Origin of the sequence: Chitinophaga sp. Ak27 (assembly GCF_012726295.1) — a bacterium.
GTDB lineage: Bacteria > Bacteroidota > Bacteroidia > Chitinophagales > Chitinophagaceae > Chitinophaga.
Genome location: NZ_JABAOB010000007.1, coordinates 195486 through 217932, shown reverse-complemented (window position 1 = coordinate 217932; position 22447 = coordinate 195486). Strand labels below are relative to the sequence as shown.

21 protein-coding genes and 6 tRNA genes are annotated in these 22447 nt (G+C 45.2%); 5 read left to right on the top strand and 22 right to left on the bottom strand.

Translation table 11 applies throughout. The annotated features are described in order from the left end of the window. Positions 1-52: 52 nt before the first annotated feature. The 16 genes from HGH90_RS23010 to HGH90_RS22935 all read right to left on the bottom strand — a co-directional run bounded on the left by HGH90_RS23010 (position 53) and on the right by HGH90_RS22935 (position 7817). Positions 53-1252 (bottom strand): transglutaminase domain-containing protein, encoded by a 1200-nt coding sequence (locus HGH90_RS23010; protein WP_168765896.1) that lies wholly within the window; start codon positions 1250-1252, stop codon positions 53-55. A gap of 76 nt (positions 1253-1328) precedes the next feature. Further along, positions 1329-1895, bottom strand: coding sequence for a transcription termination/antitermination protein NusG (nusG, locus tag HGH90_RS23005; RefSeq protein ID WP_145672408.1), 567 nt, complete (start codon positions 1893-1895; stop codon positions 1329-1331). Then, entirely contained in the window at positions 1896-2096 is a 201-nt protein-coding gene (gene secE, locus HGH90_RS23000; protein ID WP_106527941.1) for a preprotein translocase subunit SecE, read from the bottom strand. Positions 2097-2203: 107 nt separating this feature from the next. After that, a tRNA-Trp gene (locus tag HGH90_RS22995) sits at positions 2204-2277 on the bottom strand. 101 nt (positions 2278-2378) lie between these two features. Next, complete coding sequence (gene tuf / locus HGH90_RS22990) at positions 2379-3566, bottom strand: elongation factor Tu (RefSeq protein ID WP_145672410.1); 1188 nt, start codon at positions 3564-3566, stop codon at positions 2379-2381. A gap of 72 nt (positions 3567-3638) precedes the next feature. Next, a tRNA-OTHER gene (locus HGH90_RS22985) sits at positions 3639-3717 on the bottom strand. A 114-nt stretch (positions 3718-3831) separates the two neighbouring features. Beyond that, positions 3832-3903 (bottom strand) — tRNA-Thr (locus HGH90_RS22980). Positions 3904-3923: 20 nt separating this feature from the next. After that, positions 3924-3996: transfer RNA gene (locus tag HGH90_RS22975), tRNA-Gly, on the bottom strand. A gap of 189 nt (positions 3997-4185) precedes the next feature. After that, positions 4186-4270: transfer RNA gene (locus HGH90_RS22970), tRNA-Tyr, on the bottom strand. A 55-nt stretch (positions 4271-4325) separates the two neighbouring features. After that, positions 4326-4399: transfer RNA gene (locus HGH90_RS22965), tRNA-Thr, on the bottom strand. Positions 4400-4650: 251 nt separating this feature from the next. After that, positions 4651-4950, bottom strand: coding sequence for an HPF/RaiA family ribosome-associated protein (locus HGH90_RS22960; protein ID WP_145672412.1), 300 nt, complete (start codon positions 4948-4950; stop codon positions 4651-4653). Between the two features lie 160 nt (positions 4951-5110). After that, the gene (locus HGH90_RS22955) at positions 5111-6052 is read right to left on the bottom strand and encodes a tyrosine-type recombinase/integrase (RefSeq protein WP_410493699.1); all 942 of its coding nucleotides are present in this window, start codon (positions 6050-6052) and stop codon (positions 5111-5113) included. A gap of 88 nt (positions 6053-6140) precedes the next feature. Continuing rightward, on the bottom strand, positions 6141-6338 hold the full coding sequence (gene rpsU, locus HGH90_RS22950) for a 30S ribosomal protein S21 (protein ID WP_145672416.1): 198 nt from the start codon (positions 6336-6338) through the stop codon (positions 6141-6143). Positions 6339-6408: 70 nt separating this feature from the next. Continuing rightward, positions 6409-6735 carry a cupin domain-containing protein gene (locus HGH90_RS22945; RefSeq protein WP_168765898.1) on the bottom strand — a complete coding sequence of 109 codons (327 nt, stop codon included), beginning with the start codon at positions 6733-6735 and terminating at the stop codon, positions 6409-6411. A gap of 38 nt (positions 6736-6773) precedes the next feature. Continuing rightward, positions 6774-7043, bottom strand: coding sequence for a hypothetical protein (locus HGH90_RS22940; RefSeq protein WP_168765899.1), 270 nt, complete (start codon positions 7041-7043; stop codon positions 6774-6776). 21 nt (positions 7044-7064) lie between these two features. Further along, positions 7065-7817, bottom strand: a complete 753-nt coding sequence (locus tag HGH90_RS22935; protein ID WP_145672419.1) for an XRE family transcriptional regulator — start codon at positions 7815-7817, stop codon at positions 7065-7067. 109 nt (positions 7818-7926) lie between these two features. On the opposite strand from HGH90_RS22935, the gene HGH90_RS22930 reads away from it, so the two are divergent. Then, positions 7927-8373 carry a hypothetical protein gene (locus HGH90_RS22930; RefSeq protein WP_211092415.1) on the top strand — a complete coding sequence of 149 codons (447 nt, stop codon included), beginning with the start codon at positions 7927-7929 and terminating at the stop codon, positions 8371-8373. 105 nt (positions 8374-8478) lie between these two features. Here the strand turns inward: HGH90_RS22930 and HGH90_RS22925 are convergent, their stop codons facing one another. Then, positions 8479-9147 (bottom strand): SdpI family protein, encoded by a 669-nt coding sequence (locus tag HGH90_RS22925; RefSeq protein WP_168765901.1) that lies wholly within the window; start codon positions 9145-9147, stop codon positions 8479-8481. A 317-nt stretch (positions 9148-9464) separates the two neighbouring features. On the opposite strand from HGH90_RS22925, the gene dinB reads away from it, so the two are divergent. The 4 genes from dinB to HGH90_RS22905 are packed head-to-tail and all read left to right on the top strand — an operon-like array spanning position 9465 to position 14618. Next, positions 9465-10679: a DNA polymerase IV gene (gene dinB / locus HGH90_RS22920; protein ID WP_168765902.1), complete on the top strand. Its 1215-nt coding sequence runs from the start codon at positions 9465-9467 to the stop codon at positions 10677-10679. A gap of 15 nt (positions 10680-10694) precedes the next feature. Continuing rightward, entirely contained in the window at positions 10695-13649 is a 2955-nt protein-coding gene (locus tag HGH90_RS22915; RefSeq protein WP_169191938.1) for a DNA polymerase III subunit alpha, read from the top strand. Positions 13650-13688: 39 nt separating this feature from the next. Further along, entirely contained in the window at positions 13689-14141 is a 453-nt protein-coding gene (locus tag HGH90_RS22910; RefSeq protein WP_168765904.1) for an antitoxin Xre/MbcA/ParS toxin-binding domain-containing protein, read from the top strand. A gap of 18 nt (positions 14142-14159) precedes the next feature. Next, the gene (locus HGH90_RS22905) at positions 14160-14618 is read left to right on the top strand and encodes an RES family NAD+ phosphorylase (RefSeq protein WP_168765905.1); all 459 of its coding nucleotides are present in this window, start codon (positions 14160-14162) and stop codon (positions 14616-14618) included. A 52-nt stretch (positions 14619-14670) separates the two neighbouring features. On the opposite strand, the gene HGH90_RS22900 is transcribed toward HGH90_RS22905, so the two are convergent. The 5 genes from HGH90_RS22900 to HGH90_RS22880 form a co-directional block, all read right to left on the bottom strand. Continuing rightward, entirely contained in the window at positions 14671-15993 is a 1323-nt protein-coding gene (locus HGH90_RS22900; RefSeq protein WP_169191937.1) for an aspartate kinase, read from the bottom strand. An 80-nt stretch (positions 15994-16073) separates the two neighbouring features. After that, a complete protein-coding gene (locus HGH90_RS22895) occupies positions 16074-17147 on the bottom strand; it encodes an Ldh family oxidoreductase (RefSeq protein ID WP_169191936.1) in 1074 nt (357 codons plus the stop codon). A gap of 12 nt (positions 17148-17159) precedes the next feature. Then, positions 17160-17474, bottom strand: coding sequence for a DUF3467 domain-containing protein (locus HGH90_RS22890; RefSeq protein WP_145672432.1), 315 nt, complete (start codon positions 17472-17474; stop codon positions 17160-17162). 134 nt (positions 17475-17608) lie between these two features. Then, a complete protein-coding gene (locus HGH90_RS22885; RefSeq protein ID WP_169191935.1) occupies positions 17609-19081 on the bottom strand; it encodes a SusD/RagB family nutrient-binding outer membrane lipoprotein in 1473 nt (490 codons plus the stop codon). A 43-nt stretch (positions 19082-19124) separates the two neighbouring features. Then, on the bottom strand, positions 19125-22442 hold the full coding sequence (locus tag HGH90_RS22880; RefSeq protein ID WP_169191934.1) for a SusC/RagA family TonB-linked outer membrane protein: 3318 nt from the start codon (positions 22440-22442) through the stop codon (positions 19125-19127). Positions 22443-22447 lie beyond the last annotated feature (5 nt).

The window sequence follows — 22447 nt, the reverse complement described above, 5'->3', positions numbered from 1 at the left end:
ACTATTTGTGCTAAACTCAACATACTAAAATATAAAAATGCCGGCAGTAAAACTACTTCCAGCTCAACTTATAAAACAATCCTTTCCGGAATAATTTGCCTGTTTTGATATACTTGGTTACAAAGTCCTGTTCGGCTGTTATCCTCTGGCGCATGCCAGCCATCGCTGTACTGATTTCGACAATGTTATTCCTGATTGGCGCCTCATTGGAAGTAATGCTCTTCAGCAATTTGTCAATATCTTCCAGTTTTTTCGCCATTCCATCTACCCAGTCCCGGATTTCCTGGTCAGGCCTGTTGGGTGTAAATTGCTGATTTTTAAATACTACGTATTCGTTAAAGGAATTAGTCAGCTCATTATATTGGCTGCTGGCCCGGTTTACTACACTTACCTGTTGATTATACACAGCCACGTGTTCGTTTTGCTTAGTATAGGCTACGAGATTTTTCAAGTTGGTCAGCTCTACGGAGATCATCTGGTTGGTGATCCCGTAGCGTTCCATCCTGTTGATCGCATTTTGCGCCCGTTGACTTTCATTCATCCCTGCAAACGTCGCGAGCGTGTCGGCGTAGGCAAATACCGGATTGCCGGCTGCTGCGGTCCATTTACCGTCCCGGATTTCGTCGTGACGTAACGGATGGTCCAGGAACTGAAACAATGGATCAAATGGTACATGTGTGTGGATGTATTCGGCAGGTACTACGCCAAAGTGTTTCCAGTTAAGCGATGCGGTGTATTTATTGTTCTGTACATAGCCGGAGCCCCAGGTAGGGTCATAGAGCAGCCATTTATTGCCGGTAAATGCGGCTACCCAGGCATGACTGGCGTTATCCATTTTGCCGGCGGTGATGGTATATCCTGTCACCAGCCAGGCGGGAATACCAGCATGCCGGCAGATATCCACAAACAGGCTGGCATAGCCCTGGCATACTGCGGTGCGCGTTTCCAGGGTCTTTCGGACAGCATCGGCGGTATCTTTATAATAGTCGGGTTTGAATGTATTCACCATATCATAAGTGATATGCGAAGCCATCCAGCCGTATAGTGCTTTCAGCATATCCGGCTGACTGGTATGATGCGTGCGCAGGTATGTGCCCATAGCCGCTGAAGAGTTGGTAGCTGCGTCAGGAATGAGGGCATAGGTAATGGCTGTTCCGGGAGCTGGCTTGGCCGGTTGCTTAATGTTGACCTGTGCATAGGTGATGTTACTAAGCGCCATACAGGTGGCTATCGCCAGGTGTCGAATGGTCATAGTTGTGAGTATGGGTAAACAGAAAAAAGCGTCCCGAAATATCGGAACGCTTTTTCAATAAAGAGTTTATAAAAACTTACGCGAGTTTCTCTACCTGCATAAAGTTGAGTTCTACCGGAGTAGCACGGCCGAAGATCTTTACTGTTACTTTCAGTTTCTTCTTGTCTTCGATTACTTCTTCGATGACACCGTTAAAGTCGTTGAACGGACCATCGATGATCTTAATTGTTTCGCCAACGATGAAGGGTTCGCTCATGGTGAGTCCCTGATCGCTCAGTTCGTCTACCTTACCTAACATTTTATTTACTTCAGCTTTACGGAGTGCGATAGGTTTTTCCTTTCCGAGGAAGTGGATAACACCAGATACATTACGTATAGCTTGTATTACTTCATCGGTCATTTTACCATCTACCGCTTCGATCATCACATAACCGGGATAGAAGTTTTTTTCGCGCATTACTTTTTTACCAGCCTGCACTTTATAAACTTTTTCCACCGGCAGGAAAATCTGGCTGATAACGTTACCCCAATCGGAGCGGCGTACTTCAATATCCAGGTATTCCTTTACTTTTTTTTCCTTGCCACTAACAACGCGGAGTACATACCACTTTGTTTCCTGAGCAGGAAGATTGGCTGCATCCATTTATTTAGCTTTGAAAATTTCGTAATAGTGTGTTAACACAAAATTGGAAGCGGCATCCATACCCCAAACCAGCGCGGTAACAAATATTGTTGCTATCAGAACAATCATGGTAGATGACTGGAGTTCTTGCCAGGTAGGCCAGGACACCTTATAAACCAATTCATGATAAGACTCGCGGAAATAATTTCTGATCTTATTCATTATGTAAAGTTAACGATTTATGGTCAATTGTTTAAAGCCTAAAAAATGGTTGACTTGTTTTATTTTGTAATAACAACAATTCAACCATTTAATTATTTTATTAGACCTGGCACGGGTACTAGGATTCGAACCCAGATCAAAGGTTTTGGAGACCCGTATGCTACCGTTGCACCATACCCGTGTATAAAGCCATTAGCGTTGAGCTTTCAGCAGTCAGCAAATCTATATAAATTTTCTGACATTTAATCGCCGAAGCTAATGGCTTTTAATATTGTGAAATGCTTATTTCAGGATTTCAGTTACCTGACCAGCACCTACTGTACGACCACCTTCACGGATAGCGAATTTCAGACCTTTATCCATTGCGATTGGCTGAATCAGTTTCACAGTCAGTGTAACGTTATCACCAGGCATTACCATTTCAACACCAGCTGGTAATTCAACTTCACCTGTTACGTCAGTAGTACGGAAGTAGAACTGAGGACGGTATTTGTTGAAGAACGGAGTGTGACGGCCACCTTCTTCTTTGCTCAGTACGTATACTTCGCATTTGAATTCAGTGTGCGGAGTGATGGTACCTGGCTGGCAGATAACCATACCGCGACGGATTTGAGTTTTCTCAATACCGCGGAGCAACAGACCAGCGTTATCACCTGCTTCACCTTCGTCGAGGAGTTTTTTGAACATCTCAACACCAGTACAAGTAGATTTCAGTGGTTCTTCCTGCAGACCTACGATTTCAACGTTCTCACCAACTTTGATACGACCGCGTTCGATACGACCAGTAGCAACGGTACCACGACCGGTGATAGAGAATACGTCTTCAACAGACATCAGGAATGGTTGATCAACCGGACGAGGAGGCAGTGGGATGTAAGAATCTACAGCATCCATCAGTTGGTCGATAGCAGCAACCCATTTTTCGTCACCAGCGAGAGCGCCAGTTGCAGAACCCTGGATTACAGGAACGTTATCACCGTCGAAACCATTAGAAGACAGCAGATCACGAATTTCGATCTCTACCAGTTCCAGTAATTCTGGATCGTCTACCAGGTCAACTTTGTTCATGAAAACAACGATACGAGGTACACCTACCTGGCGAGCCAGCAGGATGTGCTCTCTGGTTTGTGGCATAGGACCATCGGTAGCAGCAACCACCAGGATAGCACCGTCCATCTGAGCAGCACCGGTAATCATATTCTTCACATAGTCAGCGTGACCAGGACAGTCAACGTGAGCATAGTGACGAGAAGCTGTCTGATACTCTACGTGAGCTGTATTGATAGTGATACCTCTTTCTTTTTCTTCAGGAGCAGCATCGATCTCATCATAACCTCTCTTCTCTGCCAGACCTTTATTTGCCAAAATCGTAGTAATGGCAGCAGTCAAAGTAGTTTTACCATGATCCACGTGGCCGATGGTACCAATGTTTACGTGGGGTTTATCCCGCTTGAAGGTTTCTTTTGCCATTGTATTTTCTTTTTAGATGGTTTGTAAAGATTGTATTGATAGTTGTTTTAAAAAAACGGTTTTACAAACTTGTACCGTTGATGAGAATTGAACTCATGGCCTCCCCTTTTTCTGTTGAAGATGGGTTGCTCTTCCATTGAGCTACAACGCTAAGTTTTAATTTCGGAGTGCGGAATTTACAAATTCGAATTCCGAAATTCGAATTTTATGGAGTTTGTTGAGGCGATTATTCACTCACTACAACTATTCTTCTAAAATTCAATTGAGCTGTTGAAGAGAATTGAACTCTCGACCTCTTCCTTACCAAGGAAGTGCTCTACCCCTGAGCTACAACAGCTTGAAAATTGCATTAATGCGAGCGGGAGACGAGGTTCGAACCCGCGACCTACAGCTTGGAAGGCTGTCGCTCTACCAACTGAGCTACTCCCGCATATGTAATTCACTAAGTTTCCAGCAACACATAGCAACTTTTCACTTATAGAATTATAGAATAAAAAAAAGAGCTTTAAAAGGCTGTTGTAGCACAAGGCCAGGGTAATCTTAGTATCTTAAATTACTCACCTTTCACTTAACAAGTATGTTCCGCCTCTGCGAAGGGCAAAAGCGGAACACGCTGTTTTGGTGGGCAGGATAGGATTCGAACCTATGAAGACGTAGTCAGCGGATTTACAGTCCGCCCCATTTGGCCGCTCTGGAACCTGCCCAAACATTCTTGGATTTTGTCGCTTGTCACATACTGTCAACAAGCAAAAATCGATGAGCCAGCAGAGGGATTCGAACCCCCGACCCACTGATTACAAATCAGTAGCTCTGGCCAACTGAGCTATGCTGGCATCTTTTCAAAAAACATTCTTTCAATTAAAGTATTTCCGTTCATTTAACTCGTTGAAAGAGAGCGCAAAATTAAGAGTTTTTTTCAATTCTCAAAATCTTTTTTTCAGTTTGTTATAAATATTTAAAAATTTATCTACTTCCCTGAAGATGCCCTGCTATAAAGAACTTTGCTACTTTTACCAACCCTCTTTTTGAATCGGGATGGCAAAGGTAGCAAAGAGATTAATATTTCCAAAATTATTTCAGAAAATTATTGAAATTTCTTTTCCTTAGTACGTTTTACCTGGTTAACAAGTGAATCATATGCTAAATCAAACGACTCTTCGAAAGACTTAGACTCGTGCTTGACAAATAGATCCTGACGGGGTATTCGAACTCGGATTTCAGCTATTTTATCTTTAACCTGATGTGCTATATTATCCAATTTTAAAAAAACATCCACGCTTACAATACGATCATAAAAGGTGTTCAACTTCTGAATTTTCTTGTTCACGTGGTCAATCAATTTAGCATCCGCATCAAAATGCACAGTTTGAATTTGTACGTTCATAGCACTAATTTTTTAAATATTTAACAATCTAGGTTCTAGTTAGTAAACCATGGTCATAGGCACTCTCGTTTAGTAGAAAAGAACTTCATTACTAATATAGTCACTTTATTAATGCAATGCTGCTATACCGCGTAATATTTTGTTAAAAGCTGAAAAAAATCTACGCCTTCGGGTGCGCCTGCCTATATACCTTCTTTAACTGCTCGATGGTATTATGCGTGTAAACCTGTGTGGCAGCGAGACTCGAGTGTCCAAGCAACTCTTTGATCGCATTCAGGTCCGCACCATTATTAGCCAGATGAGTAGCAAAAGTATGCCGCAGCATGTGCGGACTTTTCTTCTTTAAGGTAGTAATCTGGTGCTCTGTGAGGTATTTTCGCACCATCAGGTATACGTACTTGGGATACAATCGCTGTCCCGTATGTGGATGCACCAACAATACGCCGCTTTCAAACTCCTCCAGATGAACGCGCTTTTGCTCCATATATACCCCTATCTGCGACAACAGCCTTTCACTGATAGGTATAATGCGCTCTTTCCCTCCTTTCCCCATTACCTTCACCGACAAACTGCTGCGATCCACCCTGAATTCCGGTAAAGCAATCAACTCCGACAACCGCATACCCGTCTGGTAAAAGATCTCAAAAATGAGACGATGCGTCATCCCTTCAAAATCATCGGCGAAAATTTGTAGGGAACTCACAGACACCGGGCTGATATTATCTTCCAGGGCTCGCATTCCCTTTTCCTCAATATATCCCGGTAAACGGCGACTTATTTTGGGCGCGACTACTTTCACCATGGGCGACTGCTTGACAAGCCCCTGGCGAAGACAATATTTGAAAAAGGATTTAAGCGTGGAAATTTTCCGGTTAACGCTTTTAGCTGTCATAGCATCCTCCATCAGGTGGGCCAGCCAGCTACGGATCATTACATGACTGATATCACCCACCGGGGTGTTGCTATAACTGGCAGTAATGTAATCGAAAAACTGGAGGAGATCATTGCGATAAGCAATGCAGGTATGCGCGGAGTAACGCTTTTCGAGCTGGATATAGGAGATGAACCGCTCTGTTAATGAATATAATGGCTCGTTCAACACAAAAAGATTGATGATTGTAAAGTTATTAAATAACCTTACAATCATCAAATATTTTGAGTTGCAGTCAACCTATGGCTAACGCAATTAATTAAGCATCGAATTTACCGGTAGCCAGCTGTTGCTTGTAAACGGCTTTTAACACCTCGTTACGACGTTTAACAGATGGTTTAGTAAAAGACTGGCGCGATCTAAGCTGCAGTAAAATGCGAGCTTTCTCAAATTTCTTTTTATACTTTTTAAGCGCCTTGTCTATGTTTTCGCAATCTTTAGAATCAATGATCAACATAATTTTTGCCTCTTATTTTTAGGAACGCAAAGATAATATAAGATTTATTAAAAAACAAAAGATTGCTGAATTATTCTGATTCTCCGCCGTCCGGGCCGTAAAAGATCACCCACAACAGGATATCGGCTGTAAAATTCCGGAAGCGGTGCGAAGCCCCCGCAGGCACAAACAGGAAATCGCCCGCTCCTACCTGTACTACTTTATCTTCCAGCTCAAATTCGCCACTCCCCCGCATTACCAGGTAAATTTCGTCCTGGATATGTGGTTCTTGTCCATCTATTTCATCGGGGCCGAAAATAATTCCCCTCATAGAACCGTGTTCAAACAATACCGCGAAATCATCATCGCTTTTCTGCAATTGTCTTAAAGACTCGGCAAAAGAAACATGAAACCTCATGGGGTGGTTGATTTAACGTGTGCTGTGATACCCCGAATTTAAGAAAGAAATATGAAACAAAGCGGCATGCGTCTTCCTCCGGCAAGCCACAATTGCCCGGGGGAAATCGCCGTAGCGGCGCTGTTCCGGCAAACAGTGCAACGCGATAGCAGCCGGATCATATTAAACAGCAACAGGAAATAAGGGCACAGGGGGCGTGGTTTATAGTGGAGCAACAGCAGCTCACGGAGCTGGCCTTCTCTCCAGAAAATAGCCATACCCGTGGGGGTATTCAACACAGTCACCCGGGGAGAGCTGACTCTCCCCAATAACTGGTAATACGTTTGTTTTTAGTCTTTCAGCTTCTTTTTCAACAGGCTTACCTGGTCCTGTAACTGGCTGACCATATCGGCCAGGTGGTTAACGCTCATACGGCTTTGCTGGCCGGCTTTACTGATAACGGCATCTGATTGCCAAAGCTCCAGTACTTCTTCCATTTCTACCCCATATGGCTCAAACTGGGGATTGTCGGATACCAGGGTGATTTTTGACTTAGCACGGTTATTCTTCTGGATGCGCTTAAACACAATACCTTCCCGGGAAGTAACTACAATATATGTTTCATTGTTCTTGATCTCTTCCCAGCCATCTACCTTATGGCAAACGATGACAGAGCCGGAAGTAACCGGGAGCATAGAATCTCCGGCAATTTCGAAAGCGCGGTAATCACCTGCGCCCAGCATGGGCAAGGTAAAGGTGTTCAGCTCCTCGATGAATTCATCATCATTATAACCGGCAAGATAACCGGCGGCCGCTTTTACCGGCACAAACTGGATGGCCTGCCTGGAAGTCCCCATTTTGAGCTGGCGGCGCTTTTCCAGGAAGCTGTCTTTCTGGGAACCCAAATCCCTGCGGAGCAGATCATCGATGGATACCCGGAACATATCGCTAACCTGTTCCAGGATTTCCGTACGGGGCTCAGCACGTTCTTCCTCATATGCCCCCAGCAGGGAACGCTTGATACCGAGTTTATCGGCAAACTCTTGCTGCGTCCAGCCTTTTTGCTTACGCAGATATTTCAAATTCTGACATACTACGGACATAACCTAAATAATTTAGTACCTTGCTAACAAAATTAGCAAATATTTTTATGAATTACCAAATATATTCGACATTCATCGCTTATTTTTGCCCGGTAAAATCCAACTCGACATGTTAAATTATGTACACTCGTTCTTAAGATGGGCAATATTATTGGCTGGGATATGGGCAGTGATCCGCTCTCTCAGAGGTGTTACCGGTAAAACACCCTTTACCGCGGCAGACAGTAAAGCAGGCCTTTTTTTTATGATCTTCTGTGACCTGCAGTTATTGGTAGGGCTGATCCTTATGTTTGTGAGCCCGCTGGCCAAACAGGGTTTTGCAGATATGAGCGTGGCGATGAAAACACCAGTGTTAAGATTTTTTACCGTAGAGCATGAAGTCATGGCTGTTATCGCCATTGCACTGGTGCATATTGGTAAATCCAAAATAAAAAAAGCTGCTACGGATGCGCAGAAACACAAGCTGGGGCTGATTTTCTTCGGACTTGCACTGATCGTTATACTGGCGCTCATTCCATGGCCTTTCCGCGAAGCGCTGGGCAAAGGATGGTTCTAGTCAATAGCCTCTCTCTATAAAATGTTAAATGGCGTCCTTGTCAGGGACGCCATTTCTTTTTTGTATGAATTGACCACGGAATCACAAGCAGGCTTATATTATCTATTATCCTTTATCCTTATTATACAACCGGAAGGAATAAATATATGGCAGGGCTGCCAATACAATGGAGAGAAAGAAAAAGATAAACACTCCAGTTATCAATGACAGGAAAAATCCCGCGATGATGGTTACGATACCGGCGCTTGTCCACAGGTTACTCGCCATCAGGTGTGTTTCTTTCCATATCTGCGGGCTCTGCAGCGTCCAGGGTGTCCGGACGCCTATATAATTATTTGGTTTTAACCTGCGGAGATAAAGCCCTATTCCGGTGATCAATATCCCCACCCCGATGAATGCCCAACGCTCCATAACGAATGGGTTTCCCTGGCTTACCAGGAATATGATGACACAGGTAAAAACCGTCAGGCCGGTGTGAATTAAAAACCGGATGCGGTAGTAGTCCTTATGTACAGCTTCTCCTTTCGGCACAGACTGGCTTTCGTCCACAGCGGGGATATACCGGAACAGAAAGTAAAGCAGGCCGTTTGTAAAAAACAGGAAAATCATCAGCAACAGAAAGTCATTTTTTGACCTTATTTCCGGAGAACCCAACGGGCTTGCTGCAGCAGGTATGGCAGTGGGCAAATGATTCCAGATAATGGCGAGGTAAGCCATGGGGACCAGCAACAATGCGAGAATTAGTAATTCTTTGGTTAAATCCGGTTGTTTCATTGGAGATCAGTTTAAAGGTAAAACCATTCACATACTCCCTTTCTCCTTCATTTCCATTCGCTTACTCATTACATATTGAATGCCAGATATGCCATATTAAAGTTACGAAAAATAGCAGCGTTAGATTTTTGAATATTTTTTTGCTAATTTTATTAGTAAAACTAAAATTATTAGTAAATTGCAGGTCCAGATGAAAGTGATTCCGGCTGGCAGGCCTGTTGCCTTACTATCCTTCCCCATTGCCCGGTCCGCCATCCGTATCGCTTTTATACGGTGTACCCGATCTGTCCTTGTTTATCCCTTAAACCAACTTAGTTATGATTACTTTACAACAGCGCACCATTGCGCATTTCGACCTGGACTGTTTTTTTGTATCCGTCGAATGCCAGCGGGATAGCCGGTTAAGCGGGCAGCCATTACTAGTGGGTGGTAGCAGCGATCGGGCCGTAGTCGCAGCTTGTAGCTATGAAGCCCGGCGCTACGGTATTCATTCTGCAATGCCCATGAAAACTGCGCTGCGGCTATGTCCGCATGCTATTGTACGGAGTGGGGATATGGACCTATACAGTGCTAAATCGAGGGAAATCACGGAGATGATCGCAGAGAAAGCACCGCTTTATGAGAAATCATCTATCGATGAATTTTACCTGGATATTTCAGGGATGGATAAATTTTTCGGATCCCTGAAATGGACCACGGCCCTGCGAAGGAGCATCATGAAAGAATCAGGGCTTCCTATTTCCTTCGGGCTGGCATCCAACAAGTTGGTATCTAAAGTTGCAACAGATGAAGCAAAACCAAATGGTCAGCTCGAAATACTGTTTGGTGAAGAAAAAAATTTTCTGGCACCGCTGGCGGTAGAAAAGATCCCGATGGTAGGCCGTGAAACCGGCGCCCTGCTCAGGCGCCGGGGCGTGGAAACCGTGAAGACACTGAGCGAAGTGCCCATCTCCCTGCTGGAAGCATGGATGGGGAAAAACGGGATAGCCCTCTGGAAAAAAGCCAATGGGATCGATGAATCGCCGGTAGTGCCTTTCTATGAACAGAAATCTATCTCTACAGAAAGTACATTCCCTGCGGATACCATCGACCTGCAATTCCTGCATGCAGAACTGGTGAGGATGACAGAAAAAATTGCGTTCGAACTCCGGCAGCAACAAAAACTCACCGGCTGTATCACCCTGAAAATCCGCTACGCAGATTTTGAAACGGTGACCAAACAGATGAGTATCCCCTATTCCTGCGCCGATCATGTGCTGCTGGAAAAAGTAAAAGACCTGTTTAAAAAACTATACGACCGGCGCCTGCTGGTACGCCTGATAGGCGTACGTTTCAGTCACCTGGTACATGGAAATTATCAGATCAGTCTGTTCGATGACAAACAGGAAATGATTGCCCTCTACCAGGCTATAGATCAGATCAAAAACCGCTTCGGATGGGAATATCTGATGAAAGGTACCAATGTAAATGCTCCTGGGAAAAAAGACAGGACGACTCCTCCCAAAGACATTATGCCCTATTTCAAAGCCTAATCCCGGTTTATTGGTATGTATCTCAACTGCAAAACATTCTTTAGTCTCCGTTATGGCACCATGTCTGCCGCCATGCTGGTTAAAAAAGCGCATGAACTGGGCATTGTCAGCCTTGTACTTACCAATATCAACATAACCGCCGATGCATGGGAGTTTGTAGACCTTTGCCGCCAATACCTGATCAAACCTATACTGGGATTGGAATGCAGGAATGGGAACGAATTTAAATACCTGTTATTGGCACGTAACCAGGAAGGCTGGTATCATATCAACCACCTGTTGTCTGACCATCTCCAACAGGAAATTCCTTTTCCTGATATCGCTCCCCAGCTGCCTCATACCTTTGTTATTTATCCCTGGGGCAGCCGGTTGCCCGACAGCCTGGACACCCACGAACTAATAGGCATCCGTCCCTGGGAACGCAATAAACTTTTCAGAACCGATACGCTTGCCTGGAAAAAGAAGCTGGTGATTTTACAACCCGTTACCTTCCAGGACAACGAACACTACGAATTACATCGCCTGCTTCGCGCCATAGATCAGAACATGCTGATCACCCAACTCACACCCGCTATGACGGGACATCCGGCCGAACAGTTAACACATCCGGCGCAGCTGGTTGATCACTTCTCCGCTTACCCCCACATTGTACAAAATACCCTGGAAATAATGGATGCCTGCCAGGTGGAGATGACCATGAACACACCCGGCAATAAAAAACACTTTACCGGCAGCGTAACCGGCGACCGCAAAAAATTGCGGGAGCTGGCCATAGCCGGCATGTACCAGCGATATGGTGAAGATCATTCAGTGGCATTAACACGTATAGAAAAAGAACTGGACATCATAGCTCAACAAAACTTTGAAGCCTATTTCCTCATTACCTGGGATATTATCCGGTTTGCCCGGGAACAAGGATTTTTCTATGTAGGGCGCGGTAGCGGCGCTAATTCCATTATTGCCTACTGCATCCAAATTACGGATGTAGATCCTATTGAGCTGGACCTTTACTTTGAACGATTCCTGAATCCTTACCGCAAGTCGCCGCCCGACTTTGATATTGATTTTTCCTGGCGCGACCGCGACCGGGTGATCCGTTATATTTTTGATACCTATGGACGGGAACATACCGCGTTATTAGGCACGGTGACTACTTTTCAGACGAACGCCATTATCCGGGAACTGGGAAAAGTGTATGGACTGCCGAAAAAAGAAATTGACAAAATACTGGAAAATGGCTTTCAGATTCAGTTGGAGAATGATCCTATTCACCGGCAAATTGCCCGCTATTGTGAACTGATGAATACTACGCCGGCATTCCCCAATCACCTGAGTATTCATGCCGGTGGTATATTGATCAGTGAAGCGCCTATACATCACTACTGCACTACCTATTTACCGCCCAAAGGCTTTATAACGGCCCAACTGGATATGTGGCAGGCAGAACGTATTGGGTTACATAAGTTCGATATCCTCAGCCAGCGTGGGCTTGGCCATATCCGGGATGCTATTGATATTATCCGGGAAAACAGGCAGGTAGAAATTGATATCCATGATGTGAAAACATTTCAACAGGACCCCCGGGTAAAAAATAATCTTAAAACGGTAAATACGATTGGATGCTTTTATATCGAGTCACCGGGGATGCGTCAGCTATTACAGAAACTACAATGCGATAATTATCTCGCCCTGGTGGCCGCCAGCTCTATTATTCGCCCTGGCGTGGCACAATCAGGCATGATGAAGGCCTATGTAGAACGCTATCGTCATCCAGAAAAAGTCACCTATTTACACCCGGTAATTGAAGAACTGCTGAAAGAAACTTTTGGTATCATGGTATACCAGGAAGATGTAATTAAAGTAGCGCATCATTTTGCAGGGCTGGAGCTGGCCGACGCAGATACGCTACGGCGGGCTATGGGCGGGAAGTACCGGGAATCGAATGAGTTTAAAAACATTGAACAGCGTTTTTTTACCAACTGTGCCCAACGAGGACATTCCCCTGCTGTAACAGCGGAAGTATGGCGGCAGATCGCCAGCTTCGCTAACTTTTCTTTTTCCAAAGCGCATTCGGCCAGCTTTGCGGTAGAGAGTTATCAGAGCCTGTACCTGAAAACCTATTTCCCAGCGGAATTTATGGTAGCAGTAATCAATAACTTTGGCGGCTTCTATAACAGGGAACTTTACTTCCGGGAACTACAGAAAACCGGGGTAGACCTGCATCCTCCCTGCATTAATAACAGTAACTACTATACGAATATTAAAGGTCGCCAGGTGTATGTGGGATTCATTCATGTAGAGGGCCTGGAGCAGCAACTTGCAGAACGTATATTGGCAGACCGCCGGGAATATGGTCCTTTTGCTCACCTGGAAGATTTTACCAACCGCATTATGCCGGGGGAAGAACAGCTGGAAATACTGATCCGCATTGGTTGTTTCCAGTTCACCGGTTGTACGAAAAAAGAATTATTGTGGAAAAGTAGCCTGCTGGTGAATAGAAGAGACAACAGCCATACCCATGCACTGCCTTTGTTTGGGGCTGCGACGGTAAATTGTGAATTACCCACGCTGGCGTATCACGCCCATGAAGATGCCTTTGATGAAATAGATCTGCTGGGGTTTCCGCTGCAGTCACCTTTCCAGGTATTACAGCATGATCAACAATCGTATATGCCTGCACGTGAGTTTGACCAACATGTGGGCCTGTCGGTAACCACATTGGGCTACCTGGTTACCACCAAGAATTTACGCAGCGCCAAAGGCGAGCCTATGTGTTTTGGTACTTTCCTGGATAGAGAAGGGACGTTCGTGGATACTGTTCATTTTCCGGATAGTTTGCGGCAATATCCTTTTCAGAAGGGCGGTTTTTATGTATTGAAGGGCAAGGTGGTAAAGGAGCATGATGTGATTACCCTGGAAATCAATAAGATGTGGAAAATCGGTTATTTTGAAGACAAGCAATTGAAATAACGACAAATTGTTGTATTTTTGTGACAAATGTCGGGTATTATGAAACATATTAAAGGATACCAGGTGCAGGAAAATGCGTTGCTGATCGTAGAACAGCCAGGGGCTGCATATGTGGCCAGTAGTGGCTATTTTGATTTTATACAGCTTTCGCGCAGTGGGATTATCAAGCGGGCATTATTAAACCTGAGCAGGCAGATTTCATTTTCCTTATCTGAGCTGGCGCAGGTAGTCCATATTTCAGAGAGAACGCTGCAACGTTATGCCGATGACGCGAAACTGTCGGCCGACACGTCCGAGCGAGCTATCCTGCTTTCACAGCTTTATCAACGGGGCACCGAAGTATTTGGTCACCTGGAAAATTTCAAGGAGTGGATGCGTACGCCGCTACCCGCTTTCAATTATCAATCCCCTATTTCGTTGTTAGACACCACTTTCGGGTTTCAACTCATCCAGGATGAGCTGGGGCGTATTGAGCATGGCATCTTTGCGTAAATCAATGAAAACAACAGCATGGAAGTATACAGGATCAGTAAATGCGCTTACATTAACGACCTGAGTGGAACGGGTGCACGACTATATGGCGGAAGATGGAACAGCCCGGGGCATGCCGTGATGTACACAGCCGGTAGCAGGGCTTTATCGGCGCTGGAAGTGTTGGTACATATTCCGCTTAAAACCATTGTACAGGATTTCTGTATTGCCACCATTCATATCCCGGACAACATTGCCATCAAAGTATTGACCAAGCACGATTTACCTTCGGGCTGGCAATCGCTCGCTCCTTTCCCCGCGCTGCAGCAGATTGGGGACGAATGGATAGATACCGCCCGGTATGCCGTATTAAGAATTCCCTCAGTGGTGATTGCAGATGAATATAATTACCTGTTGAATCCTCTGCATCCCGATGCCACCAACATCACCATCCTGGATACCCAACCTTTTGTGTTTGACCAGCGGCTAAAAAAATAAAAAAAGCAGTGAAGACCTGCTCCACTGCCTTTATGAAAAACAGCATGGTCTTTTATTCCAGACCAAACAATCCTTTATTCAGCACTTGTAATGTTCTCTCTTTATACTGACCGTTGATCAGGATAGAGATGTTATGCCTGCTACCACCATAAGAGATCATGCGTAACGGAATTTCTTCCATCGCATCAAACAATTTAGTGATAATAGACGGCGTGGCGGCCACCTCGTTGCCTACAATAGATACGATGGTTTGGTGATAATCCAGTTCTACCGTACCAAATGGCTGCAATTCTTTCAAAATCTGATCGAGGTACTGGTCGTTGTCGATGGTGATAGATACGGCTACTTCAGAAGTAGTGATCATATCAATAGGCGTACGGTACTTTTCGAAAATTTCGAAGATCTTACGCAGGAAGCCGTATGCCAGCAGCATGCGGCTGGATTTGATTTTGATGGCGATGATACCATCTTTGGCGGCAATTGCTTTGGCACCGTTACCATTAGGTAACTCGGTGATGATAGTGCCTTTTGCTTCCGGCTGCATAGTGTTCAGCAATTTCACCGGGATGTTGAAATGCTGGGCAGGCCAGATAGAAGCCGGGTGGAGGATTTTAGCGCCAAAGTAGGCCAGTTCCGCCGCTTCATCGAAGGAGAGTTGTTCGATCGGGAAGGTTTTCTTCACTACGCGGGGATCGTTGTTGTGCATACCATCAATGTCTGTCCATATCTGTACTTCATCTGCCTGGATAGCAGCGCCGATCAGGGAAGCGGAATAATCGCTGCCTCCGCGTTTCAGGTTGTCTACTTCTCCCCTGGCATTGCGGCAGATATATCCCTGGGTAATAAAGATGGATTGATCTTTATGTTGGCGGATCAGGTCAGCCAGTTTATTTTTTATTTTCGGAATTTCCGGCTCTTCATATTCATCGATGCTCATGAAATCGAGTGCAGGCAACAGTACCGCCTGGATGCCGGCTTCTTCGAGATATACACAAAAGAGACGGGTAGATAATAATTCGCCCTGGGCGAGAATATCTTTATTCAGTGCCTCATTGAAAGATATCTTCAGGATGATATTCAGAAATTCGAAGTGTTCATCAACGATCGCCTTGGCTTTAGCGCGGCCGGCGTCCTGCTTCACTAAATCATTGCAAAAAGTACGGTAATGGCTTTCCAGCTTATCAATCTGCTGCTTCGCCAGTTCCTTTTTACCTCCTGACAATGACTGGCTGATTTCCACAAGAGAGTTTGTGGTGCCTGACAGCGCGGAAAGGACCACAATTTTCTGATCTTTATCTGCTGTGATCAGTTGTGATACCGACTGCATACGCTCTGGTTTTCCCACGGAGGTTCCACCAAATTTTAACACTTTCATCTGAATGTTTTGTTTTTGCTTTAGCAACCTGAAATCCAGCACGGGCTTTATTCCGGGTGTTTTTTATGAATGATGGTGATTTAAAAATTCAAGTTAAATTTCGCCGCTACTTCCTTCATATCTTTTACCACTGGCGCTACTACGGGAATACCGTTTTCCAGTCGCTCCTGGTGCATTTCTCTTTCAGGATCGCCTGGTATCAATACTTTTTTACCGGGGATTGCCTCAGCATTGCGGAAGCGGCCGATCCAGGTATCCATATTGGATTTAAATTCATCGGCTGGCCGGAAGGCGTCTACCCGCATGGCGCCGAAGAAATGACCGAGGCCTTCCCCTACCGGGTTGGGCGACAGCGGCAGAAAACTTACAAATGGCGGCGCCCAGGGCCCGTAGTTGGCTCCCGAAAGAACGGCCGAAAATATGTCAACAATTGCTCCCAAACAATACCCTTTATGGCTTCCGTGTTCCCGGTCGCCGCCGAGAGGCAGCAAAGCCCCGCCATCCTTGAGTTCATGCGGATTCTTGCTGGGATGACCGTTTTTATCCTGTATCCAGCCATAAGGGGCTTCTTCATTTTTACGTTGCAAGATTTCCAGTTTGCCATTGGCAGCGGTGGTGGTGGCAAAATCGGCTACAAAAGCCGGTTGGTCTTTTGCAGGAATGGCCACTGCGATAGGGTTAGTGCCCAGCATACGCTCTGTGGAAAAGGTAGGCGCTACGAGGGGACTGGCATTAGTCATCGCCATGCCGATCATATCTTGTTCCAACGCTTTCATAGCGTGGTAACCGGCAATACCGAAGTGATTGGAGTTTTTAACGCTGACCCAGCCGGTACCTACCGCTGCTGCTTTTTGCATGGCTATTTCCATGGCGTAGGGCGCCACTACCAGGCCCAGGCCGGCATCTCCATCCACCACGGCGGTACTGGGGGTTTCATGTACGATACGGATATTGGGACGGGGATTGATCCGCTTAGCTTCCCATAAACGCACATAGCCCGACAGGCGGGCTATGCCATGAGAATCTATGCCTCTCAAATCTGCTGATACCAGTACTTCACTGGCCAGCGCAGCGTGTTCCAGGCTACAACCTATGTGGATAAACACCTCCCTGGTGAATTCCCTCAAATGATGATAAGAAAAAATATGTTCCATCTGACTTACGAATTATGCCTGAGCGGTAGGTCCACCAAAATTTAAGGGTACAGACACCTGCTCCTGGTCCTGGATAGGCCCATGTATAGATTCGTATTTCTTAATATTATCCAGCATGGCCTTCATAAAGCGCTTGGCATGCTGAGGGGTGAGGATGATACGGGATTTCACTTTCGCCTTGGGTAAACCGGGCATCACATTAACAAAGTCCACTACGAACTCGGCGTTGGAATGGGTAATAATAGCAAGATTCGCATATTGCCCTTCGGCTATTTCTTCATTCAACTCAATATTAAGCTGATTCTGTTCTTCGTGCTGATTTTCCATGTTGTAAGATTTTGCCGTACAAAAATAGAAAAAGAGGGCTCAAATAAGCCCTCTTTTTTTTATTGACCAGTATATTGACCACTAATAATAGTCCTCTTCGTCAAATTTGCTATGCAATATTCCTGCTACTGGCATCAATTAACGCCTGTGCGGGTGTCCCAATACATTTGTGCACCCCAGTAGTTATCTTTTATTGAACCCACCGCTGCACCGCTATTAGCGCCGTTCAGGGTAGTTTCACTGTTAGGATAAGGCAGGCGGAAAGATGTACGGGTATGGCCTGGGTAAGGAGATCCTGAAGCAGCTGGCAATAAAGGCACATCTGTTCTTCTGCTTTCAGCCCATGCTTCATGACCGTCTTTAAACAGGGCAAGCCATTTCTGGATATATATCTTTTTCACGTCGCCATCCCATTTTACGCCGGCACTTGCTTTATATGCTGCATTGGATACCCCATTTTCTTCCAGGGACAGGTCGATACCAGCCTCGTAAGCATCTTTTGCACTTACGCCTACATTCCAGCCATTAGCGGCGGCTTCAGCCAGGATGAATTTCACTTCTGCAGCACGCATAAATGGTGTAAATCCTGTTCTGTTATCCCTGAAACGGGCGCCGATCCTGGAATATAAGGCAATAGAAGGCAGTTTTTCGCTATCCTTGATGCCAATTCCTACGCCACGGTATTTACCATCACCTGTAGCAGGTTTAGCATACACGGGGAGGCGGGGATCGTTTAACTCGAGGAGTTTATTAACCAGTACATCGCTGACAGCATGGTCGTCACGACCATCGTCGTATTTGTTGGAAGACCATGGTTCGTTATTAGGTTTACCACCGGGCCAGTTCAGGAACGCATTATCAGCGTTGCCTGTCATCACAGGGAATTTGGCCGGATTACCTGCAATTTCCTCGATATTTGCTTTGGCAGTTGCCGGATCTTTCTTGCTTAACCGGATAGCTACTCTTAACCGCAGGGAGTTACAGAACTGACGCCATTTGGTTACATCTGTTTGAAACAGCACATCCCCGTCGCCCAGTACATCGGCACTGTTCTTTGCAAAGAGATCATTGGCCGTTTTCAGATCTGCCAGTAAAGCCGCATAAATATCCTTCTGGCTATCATACTTAGGCGTAATTACACCACTGTTACCTTTTATAGCATCAGAGTAGGGAATGTCGCCCCAGGTATCAGTCGCTATTTGTGCTACATAACACTTGAATGTGAGCGCAACTGCCTGCTGGTTTATCTTATTAGTGGCGATAGCATCATTGATAGTGATCTGGAGGTTATTCAACACACTGTAGTGATAAGCCCAGAAATTCTCAATAGCCGCTGGTCTGAATACATTACGGGCTTCATCAATGTATTGTATTTTACCCAGGTGCCCCCCAAAACATTCAGGTTCATTCATGTCAGCTGTCGCATCAAAAAGGTTTTGTGCGTAATAGACAATGGAATATGCCAATGTATTATTACCGGGCACCTTCAATGGTCTATTGGGATCCGTATTTATTTTATCAAAGTTTTTGGTGCAACTCCCTCCAGTCATCATTATCAACGCCCCGACCAGGAAATATTTTGATAGTCTTCTATTATACAGTTTCATAATACTAATTTTAATTAAATCATTAATCTGCTTCTGCATTAGGTTAGAAATTCAGATTCAACTTCAAACCGATACTTCTATTTGAAGGAATTTGGTATTCTTCAAAACCTAGTTGGGCAACATCGTTTCCAAATCCGGTTTCCGGGTCGATATGCGCTTTGTTGCTTTTATCTGTATACAGGAGCGCTACGTTCTGTGCAAATACAGATACACCGGCGCTCTTCAACCAACCCCATCTGCTGATTAAATTAGCTGGAATGGTATAACCAAATTGTATGGTGCGGAGTTTTATGTAAGTACCGTCGATGATATCGAATTTCGTACCGGAGGAAGCACCATCATAAGAGAGATATTTAAAGGCATTGTCGGCTGCTACCACTTTGGTGTTCGGGTTGCCGCTTGCATCTACAAATTTATGGTCTGTCAGGATATCTTTACCCAGTACCACACCAGTTTCACGAATGTTGCCGGCTGCAGTAAAATCCAATACACCGGTATTGGCGCCAAACATATGCGTTACACTAAATATATCGCCGCCTTTTTTCATATCGATCAGGAAGCTGAGATTAAAGTTGCGGTATCTGAAGGAATTATTTACACCGCCAATCCAGTCTGGCATAATATTACCAATCACCTGGTCTTTCTTGAAGGAAGGTAATCCGTTAGCTCCCACTACGATAGCGCCTGATTTAGGATCTGTTACATAATCTGCTCCCCTGATGATACCGTAGGCTTCACCTGGGATAGCACCGATGGTAGTTCCCCAGTTACGTCCCAGCTGGAACCATGTCAGTTGTTGGCCAGTTCTTGGATCGGTATACAGGGTGGTTACCTTACTACTATTTTTTGCCCAGTTAACGGTCATATCCCAGTTAAAACCATTATCGTTACGTAGAATACCTAAATTCAATTGCAGCTCAACCCCCTTACTCCGGATTTCACCCGCATTGATGAAGGCCGTAGTAGCTCCCGATGCAGCAGAGATTGATATAGGCATAATCTGGTTAATAGTTTTCTTGTCATAATAAGTCGCATCCAGGTTCAGCCTATTATCAAGGAAATGAAGCTCCGCACCGATTTCAGCACTCTTGGCACGTTCGGGCTTCAGGTCCTGCGGTGACAGCCGATATGCCTCGTGATAGAGGGTTACCCCATTGAATGTACTTGCTTGTGGTACAAAGGATCTTGCGAGCATATAAGCACCTGTTCCATTACCCACCTCTGCATAGCTCACACGTAATTTACCATAGGTAAAGGCAGATGAATTGCTGATTTTCAATGCGTCGCTGAAAATCCAGCTTAAGCTCGCGGATGGGTAAAAGTAAGAACGATTGTTGGCCGGCAAGCTAGAGTTCCAGTCATTCCTTCCTGTCAGATCCAGGTACAACCAGTTGCGGAATCCCAGTGAAGCCTGCGCGAATACGCTATTAGAGCGGAGTTGGGAAACGAACATTGTATTAGATACCTGCCCTTTTGCATTACCGATGGTATACAAATCAGGAACAGTCAGATCGTTCGCGGTAGCAGAAACATTTTTAGTTTTTGCGTCCCGGTAGTTTCCGCCAGCGGTATACGACAGGGAAAAATCTTTACCCAGTTTTCCACTACCGGTTGCAATCAGGTCGGCATTCGTTTCATTTCCATAAATACTCCAGTCTGTAAATTGACCACCTACGCCGTATAAAAAGTTAGCAGTGGCAAGAGAAGAAGTATTTTGTTTCCTGCTTTCAGAATACCAATCGGTACCAACGCGGCCCATCAGGGTAAACCATTTGTCAAATTCATAAGAAACAGTGGCATAACCGAATAACCGGTTCTTGGTACGTCCATTTAAGTTTCTATATAAGCTCAGGTAGGGGTTATCATGATAGTTCAGGTTCCAGTTATATGGGACCCCTGTAGCAGGGAACGCCGGATTGGGCATCATTTTGTCCCAGTTATTTTTCAGGTCATTCATGTCTATCTGGCGTCCAAACCAGCTACCTATTGACTGCATAGGGTTGAATTCATTATAACCCTGCCCTACGAGGTTGTCGTTGAGCGTTTGTACGTAGTTAGCCGCGGCTTCTACTTTCAACTTATCTGTCAGGTTCTGGCTAGTGCTCAACATCGCCGAATACCTGGTTTGGTCGGTATTGGGAACGGTACCCATTTGGCGTTGATGGCTCAGTGAAAGCCTGGTACTACCCTTGGCGGTGTTACTGGTTAATGCGACGTTGTTATTAAGTGAAAATCCTGTTTTGAAGAAATTCTTCACGTTGTTAGGATGTGACACCCAGGGAGTAGCAGTTCTGTTTCCATTGGCATCCAGCGGGCTATTGTACTGAGGTAATTTCAGTCCTATATCCATTCTTGGACCCCAGCTTTCATCTACACCATCATTTACACCACCTCCTTGTCCATCAACATAGGCAAATCCATTTTGTAATGCCCAGTCCTGGTATGACAATGGGTTATTAGGCGTTTGCGCTTTATACAGGTTGTACCAGTATTCGCTGCTGGTGGAACCCTGTCCGTATTTATTCTGGTATTTAGGCAGTATGTATTGTTTTTCGAATGAAGCACCACCGGTGTAAGAAACCCCTATACCTTTGAAAGCGGATTTCCCATTTTTGGTGGTGATCAGGATTACCCCGTTACCGGCCCTGTAACCATACAAAGCGGCCGCATTGGCGCCTTTCAGGATAGAAACGGAAGCGATATTTTCCGGATCAATATCATTCATACCGTTACCATAATCCACGGCGGATTGCTGGTCTGTAGCGCCAGGCGTAAGGGCTCCTGGTATTACCACCGACTGTGGGTTATTGATAGGAATACCATCTACCACGATCAGCGGCGTATTGGCGGTGAAAGAGTTGTAACCACGCAATACAATGCTGGTACTGGATCCCACGGCGCCACCATTGTTGTTGATCTGTACACCTGCTGCCCTACCAGACAATGAGTTTAAAATATTCGTTTCATTTGTTTGGGTAAGCTCCGTTCCCTTTACTTCCTGCACCGCATATCCCAGTGCTTTCTTTTCTCTTTTAATACCCAATGCTGTTACCACAACCTCATTGATAGTTCTGTCTGATTTTGCCAGAACAATATTCAGTGTATTACCATTTACTGTAACTTCTTTTGTTTCGTAACCGAGGCCGGAAATAACCAGTACCTGGCCTTTTTCGGCTTCCAGTTTAAAAGCACCATTCGGATCGGACACCGTACCCTTTGCCTGTCCTTTAAATTGAATGGTAACACCAAGCACAGGATCGCCGGTTGCATCGGTGATTTTACCTGTGATAAGTTTTGCTTGTCCGATGACAGTGGCTATATATAGCACCAACATCGTTGTTAATAAAAACGATTTTCTCATATGCG

Excerpts from the sequence above, each read along its gene's own strand:
- HGH90_RS23010 (WP_168765896.1), bottom strand. The coding sequence starts at position 1,252 with ATGACCATTCGACACCTGGCGATAGCCACCTGTATGGCGCTTAGTAAC.
- nusG (WP_145672408.1), bottom strand. The coding sequence starts at position 1,895 with ATGGATGCAGCCAATCTTCCTGCTCAGGAAACAAAGTGGTATGTACTC.
- secE (WP_106527941.1), bottom strand. The coding sequence starts at position 2,096 with ATGAATAAGATCAGAAATTATTTCCGCGAGTCTTATCATGAATTGGTT.
- tuf (WP_145672410.1), bottom strand. The coding sequence starts at position 3,566 with ATGGCAAAAGAAACCTTCAAGCGGGATAAACCCCACGTAAACATTGGT.
- HGH90_RS22960 (WP_145672412.1), bottom strand. The coding sequence starts at position 4,950 with ATGAACGTACAAATTCAAACTGTGCATTTTGATGCGGATGCTAAATTG.
- rpsU (WP_145672416.1), bottom strand. The coding sequence starts at position 6,338 with ATGTTGATCATTGATTCTAAAGATTGCGAAAACATAGACAAGGCGCTT.
- HGH90_RS22945 (WP_168765898.1), bottom strand. The coding sequence starts at position 6,735 with ATGAGGTTTCATGTTTCTTTTGCCGAGTCTTTAAGACAATTGCAGAAA.
- HGH90_RS22935 (WP_145672419.1), bottom strand. The coding sequence starts at position 7,817 with ATGTCCGTAGTATGTCAGAATTTGAAATATCTGCGTAAGCAAAAAGGC.
- HGH90_RS22930 (WP_211092415.1), top strand. The coding sequence starts at position 7,927 with ATGTTAAATTATGTACACTCGTTCTTAAGATGGGCAATATTATTGGCT.
- HGH90_RS22925 (WP_168765901.1), bottom strand. The coding sequence starts at position 9,147 with ATGAAACAACCGGATTTAACCAAAGAATTACTAATTCTCGCATTGTTG.
- dinB (WP_168765902.1), top strand. The coding sequence starts at position 9,465 with ATGATTACTTTACAACAGCGCACCATTGCGCATTTCGACCTGGACTGT.
- HGH90_RS22915 (WP_169191938.1), top strand. The coding sequence starts at position 10,695 with ATGTATCTCAACTGCAAAACATTCTTTAGTCTCCGTTATGGCACCATG.
- HGH90_RS22910 (WP_168765904.1), top strand. The coding sequence starts at position 13,689 with ATGAAACATATTAAAGGATACCAGGTGCAGGAAAATGCGTTGCTGATC.
- HGH90_RS22905 (WP_168765905.1), top strand. The coding sequence starts at position 14,160 with ATGGAAGTATACAGGATCAGTAAATGCGCTTACATTAACGACCTGAGT.
- HGH90_RS22900 (WP_169191937.1), bottom strand. The coding sequence starts at position 15,993 with ATGAAAGTGTTAAAATTTGGTGGAACCTCCGTGGGAAAACCAGAGCGT.
- HGH90_RS22895 (WP_169191936.1), bottom strand. The coding sequence starts at position 17,147 with ATGGAACATATTTTTTCTTATCATCATTTGAGGGAATTCACCAGGGAG.
- HGH90_RS22890 (WP_145672432.1), bottom strand. The coding sequence starts at position 17,474 with ATGGAAAATCAGCACGAAGAACAGAATCAGCTTAATATTGAGTTGAAT.
- HGH90_RS22885 (WP_169191935.1), bottom strand. The coding sequence starts at position 19,081 with ATGAAACTGTATAATAGAAGACTATCAAAATATTTCCTGGTCGGGGCG.
- HGH90_RS22880 (WP_169191934.1), bottom strand. The coding sequence starts at position 22,442 with ATGAGAAAATCGTTTTTATTAACAACGATGTTGGTGCTATATATAGCC.